Genomic DNA, 14,987 nt, shown 5'->3' on the forward strand with positions numbered 1-14,987 from the left:
GATGCAATCTTCGGCTGAGGGTGGGATGATACCCGCCTTCTCATGCCCGTCCGGTGACATTTGTCCCGACACTGCAGCCAGTTCAGGTATACTGTCTGGCTACGAATTTATAGTTGTTCAATCTCACTCTCCCAGGGGGAAAACTTGCAGGGTAAAGCACTCCAGGATTTTGTTATCGACAAAATTGATGATCTGAAAGGTCAGGACATCATTGCCATCGACGTTCAGGGCAAATCAAGCATCACCGATTGCATGATTATCTGCACCGGCACTTCTACGCGCCATGTTGCCTCCATCGCCGATCATGTGGTTCAGGAGTCTCGCGCTGCCGGCATGATGCCGCTCGGCGTTGAAGGCGAAGCGACCGCTGACTGGGTCGTCGTTGACCTTGGCGATGTGATTGTCCACGTCATGCAGGAAGAGAGCCGTCGCCTGTATGAGCTGGAAAAACTCTGGGGTTAATGCGTGAAGCTGCAACTGGTAGCCGTCGGTACAAAAATGCCCGACTGGGTACAAACGGGGTTTACTGAATATCTGCGTCGTTTTCCAAAAGACATGCCGTTCGAGCTGGTGGAGATCCCCGCTGGCAAGCGCGGTAAAAACGCGGATATCAAACGTATTCTCGATAAAGAGGGTGAACTGATGCTGGCTGCTGCCGGTAAAAACCGCATCGTCACTCTCGATATTCCGGGCAAACCCTGGGATACGCCGCAACTGGCGGTTGAGCTGGAACGCTGGAAGCAGGACGGTCGCGACGTCAGCCTGTTAATTGGCGGACCGGAGGGGTTATCCCCCGCCTGCAAAGCGGCAGCAGAACAGAGTTGGTCTCTCTCCGCGCTGACGCTCCCCCACCCGCTGGTTCGGGTTCTGGTTGCTGAAAGCCTCTACCGCGCGTGGAGCATCACGACCAACCACCCTTATCACCGTGAGTAATGATTAAGTCCTGGATAAATTAAGCAGCGGATGAAACTACAGAATTCTTTTCGCGACTATACGGCTGAGTCCGCGCTGTTTGTGCGCCGGGCGCTGGTCGCCTTTTTGGGGATTTTGCTGCTGACTGGCGTGCTGATCGCCAACCTCTATAATCTGCAGATTGTCCGTTTTACCGATTACCAGACCCGCTCCAACGAAAACCGCATCAAACTTGTTCCCATCGCCCCCAGTCGCGGCATCATCTATGACCGCAACGGTACGCCGCTGGCGCTGAACCGCACCATCTACCAGATTGAAATGATGCCGGAGAAGGTCGATAACGTGCAGCAGACGCTTGATGCGCTGCGCAATGTGGTCGATCTTACTGATGACGATATCGCCGCCTTCAAAAAAGAGCGCTCACGCTCGCACCGCTTTACCTCGATCCCGGTAAAAACCAACCTCACCGAAGTGCAGGTTGCCCGCTTCGCCGTGAACCAGTACCGCTTCCCCGGCGTGGAAGTTAAAGGCTACAAACGTCGCTTCTATCCGTACGGCTCTGCGCTAACTCACGTTATCGGCTATGTCTCGAAAATCAACGATAAAGATGTCGACAGGCTGGATAAAGATGGCAAGCTCGCCAACTACGCGGCAACGCACGATATCGGCAAGCTGGGTATTGAGCGTTATTACGAAGACGTTCTCCACGGCCAGACCGGTTATGAAGAAGTTGAGGTTAACAACCGGGGAAGGGTGATCCGTCAGTTGAAAGAGGTGCCGCCGCAGGCCGGACATGACATCTATCTGACCCTGGATCTTAAGCTCCAGCAGTATATCGAAACCCTGCTGGCAGGCAGTCGTGCGGCGGTGATTGTCACCGATCCGCGCACCGGCAGCATTCTGTCGCTGGTTTCAACCCCGAGCTATGACCCGAACCTGTTTGTGGATGGCATCTCCAGCAAAGACTATTCTGGCCTGCTCAACGACCCGAATACGCCGCTGGTCAACCGCGCGACCCAGGGGGTCTATCCGCCTGCGTCAACGGTGAAACCGTACGTGGCGGTCTCGGCCCTGAGCGCCGGGGTCATCACCCGCAACACCGGTCTCTTCGACCCGGGCTGGTGGCAGCTGCCGGGCTCTGAAAAACGCTACCGCGACTGGAAAAAGTGGGGGCACGGTCATCTGAACGTCACCAAATCGCTGGAGGAGTCGGCAGACACCTTCTTCTACCAGGTGGCCTACGATATGGGCATCGACCGTCTCTCGGAATGGATGGGCAAATTTGGCTATGGCCATTACACCGGTATCGACCTGGCCGAAGAGCGTTCCGGTAACATGCCAACCCGAGAATGGAAGCTGAAACGCTTTAAAAAGCCGTGGTATCAGGGTGACACCATTCCGGTAGGCATCGGCCAGGGCTACTGGACCGCGACCCCGATCCAGATGAACAAAGCGCTGATGATCCTTATCAACGACGGGGTGGTGAAAGTGCCGCACCTGCTAATGAGCACCGTCGAAGATGGCAAAAAAGTGCCGTGGGCGCAGCCCCATGAACCGCCGGTGGGAGACATCCACTCCGGTTACTGGGAAATTGCCAAAGACGGGATGTACGGCGTTGCTAACCGCGCGAACGGTACGGCCCATAAGTACTTTGCCGGCGCACCGTACAAAATTGCTGCCAAATCCGGTACTGCGCAGGTCTTCGGCCTGAAGGCGAACGAAACCTATAACGCACACAAAATTGCTGAACGTCTGCGTGACCATAAGCTGATGATTGCGTTTGCCCCTTATGAGAACCCACAGGTTGCTGTGTCGATCATTCTGGAAAACGGCGGTGCCGGCCCGGCGGTCGGCACCATTATGCGCCAGATCCTTGACCACATTATGCTGGGTGACAACAACACTGACCTGCCGAGCGAGAGCCCGGCTGCCGCCGGCGCGGAGGACCAATAATCGTGACGGATAATCCGAATAAAAAATCGCTGTGGGACAAGATCCACATCGACCCGGCCATGCTGCTGATCCTGCTGGCGCTGCTGGTTTATAGCGCCCTGGTCATCTGGAGTGCCAGCGGCCAGGACCTCGGGATGACCGAACGCAAGATCGGCCAGATCACCATGGGTCTGATCATCATGGTGGTGATGGCGCAGATCCCGCCGCGCGTCTACGAAGGCTGGGCCCCCTATCTCTACATCTTCTGTATTATTCTGCTGGTGGCGGTCGATGCGTTCGGGGCGATTTCGAAAGGCGCGCAGCGCTGGCTCGACCTGGGTATCGTGCGTTTTCAGCCCTCAGAGATTGCGAAAATCGCCGTCCCCCTCATGGTGGCGCGCTTTATCAACCGTGATGTGTGTCCGCCGTCGCTGAAAAATACGGCTATCGCGCTGGTGCTGATCTTCCTGCCGACGCTGCTGGTGGCGGCGCAGCCAGACCTCGGCACCTCAATCCTGATCGCCCTCTCCGGCCTGTTTGTACTGTTCCTCTCTGGCCTGAGCTGGCGGCTTATCGGCATTGCGGTGGTGCTGGTCGCAGCCTTTGTACCGATTCTGTGGTTCTTCCTGATGCATGATTACCAGCGTCAGCGTGTGATGATGCTGCTGGATCCGGAGAGCGACCCGCTGGGAGCAGGCTATCATATTATACAGTCGAAGATTGCAATCGGCTCTGGCGGCCTGCGCGGTAAAGGCTGGCTGCACGGAACACAGTCGCAGCTTGAGTTTCTGCCTGAACGTCACACCGACTTTATCTTCGCGGTACTGGCCGAAGAGTTAGGTCTGGTGGGGATTTTGATTCTGCTGGCGCTCTACCTGCTGTTGATCATGCGTGGATTGTGGATAGCCGCCCGGGCGCAAACCACCTTTGGCCGCGTGATGGCCGGTGGCTTGATGTTGATTTTATTCGTTTATGTTTTCGTAAATATTGGTATGGTGAGCGGTATTCTGCCGGTGGTAGGCGTACCGCTTCCCCTGGTGAGTTACGGAGGCTCGGCCCTGATCGTTCTGATGGCCGGGTTCGGGATCGTCATGTCGATCCACACACACAGAAAAATGTTGTCAAAAAGCGTATAAGGGGCACGCAATGCGTAAGCAGTGGTCTGGGATCTGCATCGCAGTGAGTTTACTGGCAGCCTGTACAAGTGACGATGGTCAGCAGCAAGCGACCGTCGCACCGCCGCAGCCGGCAGTATGTAATGGTCCGGTGGTTGAGATCAGCGGAGCCGATCCGCGCTTTGAACCGCTCAGCGCTACCGCGAACCAGGATTACGAGCGAGACGGTAAGAGCTACAAAATCGTCCAGGATCTTTCCCGCTTCAGTCAGGCAGGCCTGGCGGCTATTTATGATGCCGAGCCGGGAAGCAACCTGACCGCATCCGGTGAAGTGTTTGATCCAATGCAGCTTACGGCTGCGCATCCGACCCTGCCGATCCCGAGCTATGCGCGTATCACCAACCTGGCGAATGGCCGGATGATCGTGGTGCGTATTAATGACCGGGGCCCTTACGGCAACGATCGCGTCATCTCGCTTTCGCGCGCCGCGGCAGACCGCCTGAACACGTCAAACAATACCAAAGTGCGGATCGACCCGATTATTGTCGCCCAGGACGGCTCGCTCTCCGGCCCGGGTATGGCCTGTACTACCGTGGCAAAACAGACTTATGCCCTGCCCGCGCGTCCCGATCTGAGCGGCGGTATGGGTAGCGCGTCGTCCGTTTCCGAACCTGCGCCGCAGGGTGACGTGCGCCCCATCAGTAACGACACGCTGAAAAGCGAAGACAGCATGGGCGCACCGGTCAGCAGCAGCGGCTTCCTCGGCGCACCCACCACGCTTGCGCCAGGTGTACTGGAAGGCAGCGAACCGCCAGCGCCGCAGCCGGTCGTCACCGCGCCGGTGAACCAGACGGCTCCGGTCACTGCACCAGTTTCCGCTCCGACTCAGGCGCCGGTTACGGCCCCCGTTTCCGCCCCTGCCCAGGCCGGTGGCTATGTCGTGCAGGTTGGCGCAGTCAGCGATCGGGCACGTGCGCAGCAGTATCAGCAGCGCCTCGGCCAGCAGTTTGGTGTTCCGGGTCGTGTTGAGCAAAATGGTGCAGTCTGGCGTATCCAGTTAGGCCCGTTTGCCAGCAAATCTGAGGCCGCCGCGTTGCAGCAGCGCCTGCAGAATGAAGCGCAGTTACAGTCATTTATCGCTGTTGCAAAATGATAATCGGCGGTATCCGAATTGTCAGTTTTTGTCATGATGATTCACATTCTCATGCTGAAAGTCGGATGCCTGCCTGTATAGCATTTGCTATAGTAAGGCACTTTTTTTAATTCCATCACGGATGTCGTTGTTCTGACCATGAAGACCACTTTCTCCGCTCGTTTTATGCAGCGCATGGCGCTCACTACGGCGCTTTGCGCTGCCACGCTCTCTGTTGCTCACGCCGATGACCTGAATATCAAGACCATGATCCCAGGCGTTCCGCAGATCGACGCGGAATCCTACATCCTGATCGACTACAACTCCGGCAAAGTGTTGGCTGAACAGAACGCTGATGCACGACGCGATCCGGCCAGTCTGACCAAAATGATGACCAGCTATGTCATCGGTCAGGCCATGAAAGCAGGTAAATTCAAAGAGACCGACCTGGTCACCATCGGTAACGATGCATGGGCTACCGGCAACCCGGTATTTAAGGGCTCATCTTTGATGTTCCTGAAACCGGGTATGCAGGTGCCTGTCTCTCAGCTGATCCGCGGCATCAACCTGCAGTCCGGTAACGATGCCTGCGTGGCGATGGCAGACTTTGCGGCTGGCAGCCAGGATGCCTTCGTCGGCCTGATGAACAGCTACGTGAGCGCGCTGGGTCTGAAAAACAGCCACTTCCAGACGGTTCACGGCCTGGATGCTGAAGGTCAGTACAGCTCTGCGCGCGATATGGCGCTGATTGGTCAGGCGCTGATCCGTGACGTACCGAACGAATACACCATCTACAAAGAGAAAGAGTTCACCTTTAACGGTATTCGTCAGACCAACCGTAACGGCCTGCTGTGGGACAACAGCCTGAACGTTGACGGCATCAAAACCGGCCACACTGAAAAAGCGGGTTACAACCTGGTCGCCTCGGCGACGGAAGGCCAGATGCGTCTTATTTCTGCCGTGATGGGTGGTCGTACCTTTAAAGGACGCGAGACTGAGAGCAAGAAGCTGCTGACCTGGGGCTTCCGCTTCTTCGAAACCGTTAACCCGCTGAAAGCAGGTAAAGAGTTTGCTTCTGAGCCGGTCTGGTTCGGTAATAACGATCGTGCCTCCCTGGGTGTAGATAAAGATCTCTACCTGACCATTCCTCGTGGACGCATGAAAGATCTGAAGGCCAGCTATGTGCTGAACGCCAGCGAGCTGCACGCCCCGCTGAAGAAAAACCAGGTTGTCGGCACCATCAACTTCCAGCTCGATGGTAAAACCATCGATCAGCGCCCACTGGTGGTGCTGGATGAAATCCCTGAAGGCAATTTCTTCGGCAAAATCATTGATTACATTAAATTGATGTTCCATCACTGGTTTGGTTAAGAATTGAACACTTGAAAGTGTGATTTCTGTCCCCATATACTATGTAACCTGATAACTCCCACCTGATGTGGGAGTTATTATTTTTTTGACGTACTGCCGGAGCTCCCATGAAAACCAAACTTAATGAACTGCTTGAATTCCCTACTCCTTTTACTTACAAAGTAATGGGACAGGCGTTGCCTGAGCTGGTTGATCAGGTGGTTGAGGTGGTACAGCGCCATGCGCCAGGAGACTACTCTCCGACGGTGAAACCAAGCAGCAAAGGTAACTACCACTCTGTGTCGATCACCATCACGGCCACGCATATTGAACAAGTCGAGACCCTGTACGAAGAGCTCGGCAATATCGATATCGTTCGTATGGTGCTTTAACGCCTTTCGGTTACCCGCATCGCCGGGTAACCTGCTTCCCCTCTGTGATATACTCCCCGCTACAGTTTGTTCCTTCGTTCGGAGAGATCGTTTTGTATCAGGACACCCTTCTCGTTCGCCAGCTTGGGCTGCAGCCCTATGAGCCTGTCTCCCAGGCTATGCATGAATTTACTGACACACGCGACGAGAACACGCCGGATGAGATCTGGCTGGTAGAGCATCCCCCCGTCTTTACCCAGGGCCAGGCAGGCAAAGCTGAGCATCTGTTGATGCCTGGCGATATACCGGTTATCCAGAGCGATCGTGGCGGACAGATTACCTATCACGGGCCGGGCCAGCAGGTGATGTATGTTCTGCTTAACCTGAAACGCAGAAAGCTCGGCGTGCGCGAGCTGGTGACGCTGCTGGAACAGACAGTGGTTAACACGCTGGCTGAATTTGATATTGATGCGCACCCGCGGGCAGACGCTCCCGGCGTCTATGTCGGTGAAAGAAAGATATGCTCCCTTGGTCTGCGAATTCGTAAAGGGTGCTCTTTTCACGGTCTGGCATTAAACATCAATATGGATCTTTCGCCTTTTCAGCGCATTAACCCTTGCGGCTATGCCGGGATGGAGATGGCGCAAATGTGTGAGTGGGTCAAGGACATTACGCCCGAGGTGGCGCGCCCACATTTGGTTAACTCTATTTTAGCGCTGCTAAACAATCCACCTCATAAATATATTGCTGCTTAATTCTCTTTCCGGACTGGCTCATTTATTTGATGAGCCATTCTTATTTGAACCATTTATCCTTTACAACACCCCCTGATTTCTATATTTTCAAAACGCCTGCAAAACGTCTGCACATTCGCGTTTCACCTGTTTTTCCGCGTCGGCATGGCCAGCCGACTGGCGCAGTCACGCCTGATCGAAAACAATGTAATTCAAAGAGTTAATGTAAAGAACCTCAATTAACAGAACCTGTTTACCCATCTCAATAAGCACATTATTTAAATTCAACTATTATTTATATCGTGAATATATATGGAGGGATAGCGTGGATAATAATAAACTTCCAGAAAAGCGCTTGAGTGAAATCGGCAGTGATGCAAAACCGCAAATTTTTCGGACTTTACGTAATATCGATCTCAACTTATTGACGATTTTTGAGGCGGTATATGTTCATAAAGGGATCGTTAATGCTGCGAAAATTCTGAATCTCACTCCCTCGGCAATTAGTCAGTCCATTCAAAAATTACGGACAATTTTTCCCGATCCGCTGTTTATTCGTAAAGGCCAGGGGGTGACCCCCACCGCCTACGCCACACATCTGCACGAATATATCAGCCAGGGGCTGGAATCGATTCTCGGGGCGCTGGATCTCACCGGCAGCTACGATAAGCAGCGCACTATCACCATTGGCACGACCCCGACCGTAGGCGCTCTGGTTCTGCCGCCAATCTACCAGGCCGTGAAGATCCATGCGCCACACCTGATGCTGCGTAATATTTCGATCGTTGACGCCGAGACGCAGTTAGGGCAGTTCCAGTCCGATCTGATTGTGGACAGCAATTCCCTGAATGCCCGCGCCCTGAGCCACCACGTACTTTTCGCCGACAGACTGCTGCTAATCTGCCGTAAAGACCATCCGGCGCTGAGCCAGGCCGCAACGGTAGACAATTTGCAGCACTATGAGCAAACGCTGCTCACGCTGGAAGGCCAAAACCTGAATGGGCTGCGACAACGCATTAACGACATTTTCCCGGAAAAGCAGGTCAACTTCAGCAGTTACAATCTTTTTACGATTGCCGCCCTGATCGGCAACAGCGATCTGATTGGTATCATCCCGGAGCGCCTGTTTAACCTGGTACGCCATTGCTGGCCGCTGGAGCAGATCCCCTTCGCCCCGCTCAATGCTGAATGCGTAGAAATCTCGCTGTATTACAACAAGCTGAGCCTGCGCGAGCCGGTGCTGGAAAATCTCATCAACGTCATCCGCCAGGCCTTTTAAGCCTTATCCTCATCCATAAAAGCGGGTTATTCCGCATAAAAGGCTCAAAACAACAACTATTTTACAATTTGGCGACCGGGCAGGCTGCTTTATCGTCCGTATCAATGATATACTGCCTGTCGTTCGTTCAAAAATAGTTGATAAATACAACATTCCCTTGAATTGAAACGCTTTCCTTCGATATTCGCAACTGGAAGACGCACGCTATGAGTAAACCCATTGTGATGGAACGCGGTGTTAAATACCGCGATGCCGATAAAATGGCCCTAATCCCGGTTAAAAACGTGGCTACGGAGCGCGAAGCGCTGTTAAGAAAACCGGCATGGATGAAAATTAAACTTCCGGCGGACTCTTCGCGTATTCAGGGAATTAAAGCGGCGATGCGCAAAAACGGCCTTCACTCCGTTTGTGAAGAAGCCTCCTGCCCGAACCTCGCTGAATGTTTCAACCACGGCACCGCGACCTTCATGATCCTCGGCGCAATCTGTACCCGCCGTTGCCCATTCTGTGACGTTGCCCACGGACGTCCTGTCGCCCCGGACGTCAATGAACCCCAGAAACTGGCGCAGACCATTGCTGATATGGCGTTGCGCTATGTGGTTATCACCTCTGTCGACCGTGACGATCTGCGCGACGGCGGCGCTCAGCACTTTGCTGACTGCATTACTGCCATCCGTGAGAAAAGCCCGTCCATTAAGATTGAGACGCTGGTTCCGGACTTCCGTGGCCGTATGGATCGCGCGCTGGAGATTCTTAATGCCAACCCGCCAGATGTCTTTAACCACAACCTGGAAAACGTACCGCGCCTCTATCGTCAGGTGCGCCCGGGTGCAGATTACAACTGGTCACTGAAGCTGCTGGAGCGCTTTAAAGAAGCCCATCCGGATATCCCGACGAAATCGGGTCTGATGGTCGGGCTGGGTGAAACCAACGAAGAGATCGTTGAGGTGATGCGCGATCTGCGTCGTCATGGCGTCACCATGCTGACGCTGGGCCAGTATTTGCAGCCAAGCCGTCACCACCTGCCAGTGCAGCGCTACGTGAGCCCGGAAGAGTTTGACGAGATGAAAGCCGAAGCGATGGCAATGGGCTTCACCCACGCAGCCTGTGGTCCGTTTGTGCGTTCGTCTTATCACGCCGATATGCAGGCGAAAGGCGAAGAGGTGAAGTAAACCCGTCACAAAAGTTTACAGTTCACCCATAAAAAAACCGGCTTACAGGCCGGTTTTTTTTATCAAACGCTTTAACGCGTTGCCGTTACTCTTTGTGAGAGAGCTTCTCGGCAGTGATATCCGCGTCGGCACTTCTTTTCGCCGTTGCGTCATCCTCGTTCATCGCCTTTTTAAAGCCTTTGATGGCAGCACCCAGGTCTCCGCCCAGCGTACGTAATTTTTTGGTACCAAACAGCAGGACAACCAGTGCGGCTACCACCAGCAGTTTGGTAATACTAATCTCACCCATAGATACCTTCTTGACGTAAACAGGCTGCATTTCGCGCCTTAAAAACCCGACCTTATTAACGGTCATTTGGCGCCCGCACACAATAGCAATCTGTAACAAGGTGAATCAAGCGTTGTTTAAAAAACTCACAATAATTGCGGTGGCGCGAAACGTCGGTTGCGCAGGACCGGCAACTGCTGGCGCACCTTGATGATGCGCTCCCGGTCGATCTCAGCCAGCAACAGTGCCGGGCCTTCAGCTGCGGCTGCAATGGTCACGCCCAGGGGATCGATAATGCGGCTCTGACCGATATTCTTATTGCCGCACTCGCCTGCTGCGATCACATAGCAGGTTGTATCCAGCGCCCGGGCCGCCAGAAGCGTTGACCAGTGGTGCTCCTTGAGCGGCCCTCTGACCCATGCCGCAGGTAAAACCAATACCTCAGCTCCCGCCAGCGCCAGATTCAATGCCATCTCCGGGAAGCGCAAATCGTAGCAGGTCATTAGCCCCAGATGGATGCCGTCGATCTCAATCAGCGGCGGCACAACCGAGCCCGCATCAACCAGACGGGACTCCTGAATACTGAACGCATCATAAAGATGGAGTTTGGCGTACTGCGCAACGATCCTGCCGTCGCGCAGGGCGACAAGGGTGTTAATGGCTCTGCCTGCGCTTGAAGGAACATGTACGGTCAGTACCGTAGTCAGGTGATTACGTGCGCTCTCCTCCAGCAACCGCGTCAGAAAGCCACCGTCGAGCTGCTGGGCAGACTTTACAGAGAGGTCGGGATCGTTATCATCACGTGCCAGCAGCGCTTCGGGCAGCACCAGCAGCGATGCCCCCTGCTCTGCCGCCTGCGCCATCAGCGACACGCAGGTTTCGGCATTTTTTTGCCACTCCGCCGTTACTGCAAATTGTCCAACCGCCACGTACATATTTTCCCCCTGCCTCAAACGGCGTTACACTCATAGCCCTTACACATCAAACAGCAGGTATTGTTCGTGTTTCAACTACTTTTAGCCGTTTTTATCGGTGGGGGCACAGGAAGCGTGGCGCGCTGGCTGTTGAGCATGCGGTTTAATCCGCTGCATCAGCAAATCCCGTTCGGCACGCTGGCAGCGAATCTCACGGGTGCCTTTATTATTGGCCTGGGGCTGGCGTGGTTCAACAGGATGACTCACATCGATCCGGTGTGGAAATTATTGATCACCACCGGCTTCTGCGGCGGGCTGACCACGTTCTCAACCTTCTCGGCGGAAGTGGTGTTCCTGTTACAGGATGGCCGCGCCGCCTGGGCGCTGCTGAACGTCGCGGTCAATCTGCTGGGCTCGCTAATGATGACCGCGCTCGCATTTTGGTTAGTTTCTGCAATTAACGCACACTAAAACCACGGCCCTTAATGTTGGCTTAATTTTTCTCAGGCACCCTTGAGGCAGTTGACTGAGAGGGCGTGGGAATGAAAGAGAAAATGGCAAGCGCAGGGGCGGTGATGTTGGGCATACTGATTATCGCCAGCTTTCTGAAACTGTACCTGTTTAGCTGAGCTGAAAACGAAAAAAACCCGCTCGGTGAGCGGGTTTTGAAATTCTTGCTGTCTCGTCTGAATTACAGAGCGATTACGTTAGCAGCAGAAGGGCCTTTGGCACCGTTAGTGATTTCAAACTCAACGCGCTGACCTTCAGCCAGAGTTTTGAAACCATTGCTCTGGATTGCAGAGAAGTGTACGAACACGTCTTTGCTGCCATCTTCCGGAGTAATGAAACCGAATCCTTTGGACTCATTAAACCACTTAACGTTACCTTTAATCTTAGACATCAAAATTACCTTTACATGAAAATTGGACACAAATGCTGTGTCGGGTATCAGTACAACAATTGTTAGCGGTTTTGTCCAGTGGCTTTTTGAAGAAAAGTGACAAAAGTCGCGTTAATTTTTCCTGCCCAATTTTTATCCTTTACTATTCAATAACTGGCTATTAAATCACCAGCGTGTAAAGTTTTTTCAGTTAAAACTGAAACCGCATCCAGGCGAAGTAAACGTTGCCGTTGTTATAGGTACCGGGGATGTAGGTCATCTGGAAGGTTGCCGGACCATATCCCACAGAAGCCAGCGGTAAGAGCACCGGAACGGGGATGTAATTCCAGTTATCGCGCGCCGTCACTGCAGCAGTAAACCCGAGCCCCAGATGGAGATTGTCATCGGCCAGCGGCCGCCAGGTTTTCTCCCAGCCGTAGCCCGCAATCGGCTCCCATTTATTGTAAGAGTCTTTAAACGCCATGGCATAAAGTCCATGCCAGTTACCTTTTTCATCCCAGCGCGACTGGCCCGCTCCCGCGCCCCACGGACGTTCGTTATAGCGATCGGTCTTCTCTTTATCGTAGGCAAAGCGGGCATGCCAGGTGATGGCGGGGACATAGAGATCGTAATGCTGGGGCGCCTCCCAGGTTTCAACCATATCGTTGTGGATCGTTTTGACCCAGTCCCTGAGAGTAGGCACATCTTTAGCCATTGCCGCAGTTGAAAAAGGTAACTGAGCAAAAATAAAAGAAAAAATAAGGAAAGATTTATTAAAAAACGTCACAATCAAATTACCATTTTCATATTCACCGCGTCTTCTCGCACAGAATAGCGGAATGGAAACATGACGACATTGGCGTTTATCTTAATTATTCAGCGCAGCAGATAAGAATTGTCCTGATAAAAAATGGCTTACCGCAAAATATTAAGATGCTTTTAAGAAAAATTAATGATGATGCAATAGCTTATATAGCACACGAATAGCTTACCCCCTATCACAGCGGTGTTGCGGGGCTCCTATACCGTCGAGAAACCCGCCAACCCCCCACTCCTCAGGCTGGCAACACGCATCGCGCCAGGACGCCTTTGCCGGATATTTATCCGCATTGAAATAACGGCTAAAAAGGTAATATTTTTATCCGCATAAGCCCATCTTAAATATATTTTAAGAGCGATCCGAGCGGTAAAATATTATCCGCGAAGTGACGGTTAAAGCGTATTGAAATTTGATTATCTGAATGTATCGGGTTTCTTTCTGCAGCAGAGAGACGCCAAAGGCGGGTTTAAGGAGTGTGGTGATCGCGCGTCGACACGCGAACCAGGACCAACCAGCGAAGATACATAGCGCTGCAGCAGAAAATCGGCAACAACGACGCTTTAGTCGCCGATTTATTGATTTTAGTCAGCGAGACCGGGCCATTATTTCGGCACATTTTGTCACCTTATTTTCATTGCTACTTTATCCTTCGCTCTGGGGGCGTCGGGAAACAGAGGAAACCATGCTAACGTTTATCGAGCTCCTGATCGGGGTGGTTGTCATTGTCGGCGTCGCACGCTACATCATTAAAGGTTACTCCGCTACCGGGGTGCTCTTTGTCGGCGGTCTGGCTCTGTTGATTGTCAGTGCCCTGATGGGTCACCAGGTGCTGCCGTCCAGTGCCACCAGCACCGGTTACACCGCAACCGACATCATTGAATATATCAAAATCCTGCTGATGAGCCGCGGTGGCGATCTGGGGATGATGATCATGATGCTCTGCGGCTTTGCCGCCTATATGACTCACATCGGCGCCAATGATATGGTCGTTAAGCTGGCCTCAAAGCCGCTGAGCTATATCAACTCCCCTTACCTGCTGATGATTGCCGCCTATTTTGTCGCCTGCCTGATGTCACTGGCCGTGTCGTCAGCGACGGGCCTCGGGGTACTGTTGATGGCGACCCTGTTCCCGATAATGGTCAACGTGGGGATCAGTCGCGGTGCGGCGGCAGCCATCTGTGCCTCCCCGGCAGCGATTATTCTCTCCCCCACCTCCGGTGACGTGGTGCTGGCCGCTAAAGCCGCGGAGATGCCGCTGATCGATTTCGCCTTTAAAACCACCCTGCCGATCTCTATTGCCGCCATTATCGGCATGGCAATTGCGCACTTCTTCTGGCAGCGCTACCTCGATAATAAAGAGAACATCTCGCACGAACGCCTCGACGTCAGCGAAATCACCACCACCGCCCCCTCCTTCTATGCAATTCTGCCGTTTACGCCCATCGTCGGCGTGCTGATTTTCGACGGCAAATGGGGTCCGGAACTGCATATCATCACCATTCTGGTGCTCTGCATGCTGATTGCCGCACTGCTGGAATTTGTTCGCGGCTTCAATACTCAGAAGGTCTTTAGCGGCCTGGAAGTGGCCTATCGCGGCATGGCGGATGCTTTCGCCGGGGTGGTGATGCTGCTGGTGGCGGCCGGGGTCTTTGCCCAGGGGCTGAGCACTATCGGCTTTATCCAGAGCCTGATCTCCATCGCCACCTCGTTTGGTTCGGCGAGTATCATCCTGATGATGGTGCTGGTTGTCCTGACCATGCTGGCGGCGATGACCACCGGCTCCGGTAATGCGCCGTTCTACGCCTTCGTGGAGATGATCCCGAAACTGGCGCACTCGTCCGGTATTAACCCGGCCTATCTCACCATCCCGATGCTGCAGGCCTCCAACCTGGGCCGCACCATCTCCCCGGTTTCCGGTGTGGTGGTCGCCGTTGCCGGGATGGCGAAGATTTCGCCGTTCGAAGTGGTAAAACGCACCTCTGTTCCGGTGCTGGTGGGGCTGGTGATTGTGATTATTGCCACGGAAGTACTGGTGCCTGGCACCGCCGTGGGCTAAGCCACGCCACAGCATAAAGCGCCTGCGGGCGCTTTTTGTGCTTTAATAAGCA

The 14,987-nt window shown here is 53.7% G+C and carries 16 protein-coding genes; 12 read left to right on the top strand and 4 right to left on the bottom strand.

Annotated elements, in window-relative coordinates; genetic code table 11:
• Positions 1–144: 144 nt before the first annotated feature.
• The 10 genes from rsfS to lipA all read left to right on the top strand — a co-directional run bounded on the left by rsfS (position 145) and on the right by lipA (position 9,997).
• Positions 145–462 carry a ribosome silencing factor gene (gene rsfS, locus ACT3IC_RS03035; RefSeq protein ID WP_103178668.1) on the top strand — a complete coding sequence of 106 codons (318 nt, stop codon included), beginning with the start codon at positions 145–147 and terminating at the stop codon, positions 460–462.
• A 3-nt stretch (positions 463–465) separates the two neighbouring features.
• Positions 466–933 (top strand): 23S rRNA (pseudouridine(1915)-N(3))-methyltransferase RlmH, encoded by a 468-nt coding sequence (gene rlmH, locus ACT3IC_RS03040; protein WP_103178667.1) that lies wholly within the window; start codon positions 466–468, stop codon positions 931–933.
• A 30-nt stretch (positions 934–963) separates the two neighbouring features.
• Entirely contained in the window at positions 964–2,865 is a 1,902-nt protein-coding gene (mrdA, locus tag ACT3IC_RS03045) for a peptidoglycan DD-transpeptidase MrdA (protein ID WP_103178666.1), read from the top strand.
• Between the two features lie 2 nt (positions 2,866–2,867).
• Positions 2,868–3,980, top strand: coding sequence for a peptidoglycan glycosyltransferase MrdB (gene mrdB / locus ACT3IC_RS03050; protein WP_103178665.1), 1,113 nt, complete (start codon positions 2,868–2,870; stop codon positions 3,978–3,980).
• Positions 3,981–3,990: 10 nt separating this feature from the next.
• Positions 3,991–5,112 carry an endolytic peptidoglycan transglycosylase RlpA gene (rlpA, locus tag ACT3IC_RS03055; protein ID WP_103178664.1) on the top strand — a complete coding sequence of 374 codons (1,122 nt, stop codon included), beginning with the start codon at positions 3,991–3,993 and terminating at the stop codon, positions 5,110–5,112.
• 138 nt (positions 5,113–5,250) lie between these two features.
• Complete coding sequence (gene dacA / locus ACT3IC_RS03060) at positions 5,251–6,462, top strand: D-alanyl-D-alanine carboxypeptidase DacA (protein ID WP_103178663.1); 1,212 nt, start codon at positions 5,251–5,253, stop codon at positions 6,460–6,462.
• A gap of 107 nt (positions 6,463–6,569) precedes the next feature.
• The gene (gene ybeD / locus ACT3IC_RS03065; protein ID WP_003022706.1) at positions 6,570–6,833 is read left to right on the top strand and encodes a DUF493 family protein YbeD; all 264 of its coding nucleotides are present in this window, start codon (positions 6,570–6,572) and stop codon (positions 6,831–6,833) included.
• Positions 6,834–6,925: 92 nt separating this feature from the next.
• Positions 6,926–7,567 carry a lipoyl(octanoyl) transferase LipB gene (gene lipB, locus ACT3IC_RS03070; protein ID WP_103178662.1) on the top strand — a complete coding sequence of 214 codons (642 nt, stop codon included), beginning with the start codon at positions 6,926–6,928 and terminating at the stop codon, positions 7,565–7,567.
• A 304-nt stretch (positions 7,568–7,871) separates the two neighbouring features.
• Positions 7,872–8,825 carry a YbeF family transcriptional regulator gene (locus tag ACT3IC_RS03075; protein WP_473476134.1) on the top strand — a complete coding sequence of 318 codons (954 nt, stop codon included), beginning with the start codon at positions 7,872–7,874 and terminating at the stop codon, positions 8,823–8,825.
• Between the two features lie 206 nt (positions 8,826–9,031).
• Positions 9,032–9,997, top strand: coding sequence for a lipoyl synthase (lipA, locus tag ACT3IC_RS03080; protein WP_420193154.1), 966 nt, complete (start codon positions 9,032–9,034; stop codon positions 9,995–9,997).
• 85 nt (positions 9,998–10,082) lie between these two features.
• Here the strand turns inward: lipA and tatE are convergent, their stop codons facing one another.
• Together tatE and ACT3IC_RS03090 are read right to left on the bottom strand one after the other, a co-directional pair.
• Positions 10,083–10,286 carry a twin-arginine translocase subunit TatE gene (gene tatE / locus ACT3IC_RS03085; protein ID WP_103178659.1) on the bottom strand — a complete coding sequence of 68 codons (204 nt, stop codon included), beginning with the start codon at positions 10,284–10,286 and terminating at the stop codon, positions 10,083–10,085.
• A 125-nt stretch (positions 10,287–10,411) separates the two neighbouring features.
• Complete coding sequence (locus tag ACT3IC_RS03090) at positions 10,412–11,200, bottom strand: deaminated glutathione amidase (RefSeq protein WP_420193155.1); 789 nt, start codon at positions 11,198–11,200, stop codon at positions 10,412–10,414.
• Positions 11,201–11,266: 66 nt separating this feature from the next.
• On the opposite strand from ACT3IC_RS03090, the gene crcB reads away from it, so the two are divergent.
• Positions 11,267–11,650 carry a fluoride efflux transporter CrcB gene (crcB, locus tag ACT3IC_RS03095; RefSeq protein ID WP_103178657.1) on the top strand — a complete coding sequence of 128 codons (384 nt, stop codon included), beginning with the start codon at positions 11,267–11,269 and terminating at the stop codon, positions 11,648–11,650.
• Positions 11,651–11,870: 220 nt separating this feature from the next.
• On the opposite strand, the gene cspE is transcribed toward crcB, so the two are convergent.
• Both cspE and pagP read right to left on the bottom strand, forming a co-directional pair.
• Positions 11,871–12,080 carry a transcription antiterminator/RNA stability regulator CspE gene (gene cspE / locus ACT3IC_RS03100; protein ID WP_002439184.1) on the bottom strand — a complete coding sequence of 70 codons (210 nt, stop codon included), beginning with the start codon at positions 12,078–12,080 and terminating at the stop codon, positions 11,871–11,873.
• 190 nt (positions 12,081–12,270) lie between these two features.
• Complete coding sequence (pagP, locus tag ACT3IC_RS03105) at positions 12,271–12,846, bottom strand: lipid IV(A) palmitoyltransferase PagP (protein ID WP_255410820.1); 576 nt, start codon at positions 12,844–12,846, stop codon at positions 12,271–12,273.
• Between the two features lie 715 nt (positions 12,847–13,561).
• Between pagP and dcuC the strand changes: the two genes are divergently transcribed.
• Entirely contained in the window at positions 13,562–14,935 is a 1,374-nt protein-coding gene (gene dcuC, locus ACT3IC_RS03110) for an anaerobic C4-dicarboxylate transporter DcuC (RefSeq protein ID WP_473476139.1), read from the top strand.
• Positions 14,936–14,987: the final 52 nt, after the last annotated feature.

This window comes from Leclercia sp. GHBNCSD (assembly GCF_055805075.1).

Coding starts and splice junctions, on each gene's coding strand:
- dacA (WP_103178663.1), top strand. CDS start 5,251: ATGAAGACCACTTTCTCCGCTCGTTTTATGCAGCGCATGGCGCTCACT.
- rlpA (WP_103178664.1), top strand. CDS start 3,991: ATGCGTAAGCAGTGGTCTGGGATCTGCATCGCAGTGAGTTTACTGGCA.
- dcuC (WP_473476139.1), top strand. CDS start 13,562: ATGCTAACGTTTATCGAGCTCCTGATCGGGGTGGTTGTCATTGTCGGC.
- lipA (WP_420193154.1), top strand. CDS start 9,032: ATGAGTAAACCCATTGTGATGGAACGCGGTGTTAAATACCGCGATGCC.
- mrdA (WP_103178666.1), top strand. CDS start 964: ATGAAACTACAGAATTCTTTTCGCGACTATACGGCTGAGTCCGCGCTG.
- ybeD (WP_003022706.1), top strand. CDS start 6,570: ATGAAAACCAAACTTAATGAACTGCTTGAATTCCCTACTCCTTTTACT.
- tatE (WP_103178659.1), bottom strand. CDS start 10,286: ATGGGTGAGATTAGTATTACCAAACTGCTGGTGGTAGCCGCACTGGTT.
- ACT3IC_RS03090 (WP_420193155.1), bottom strand. CDS start 11,200: ATGTACGTGGCGGTTGGACAATTTGCAGTAACGGCGGAGTGGCAAAAA.
- cspE (WP_002439184.1), bottom strand. CDS start 12,080: ATGTCTAAGATTAAAGGTAACGTTAAGTGGTTTAATGAGTCCAAAGGA.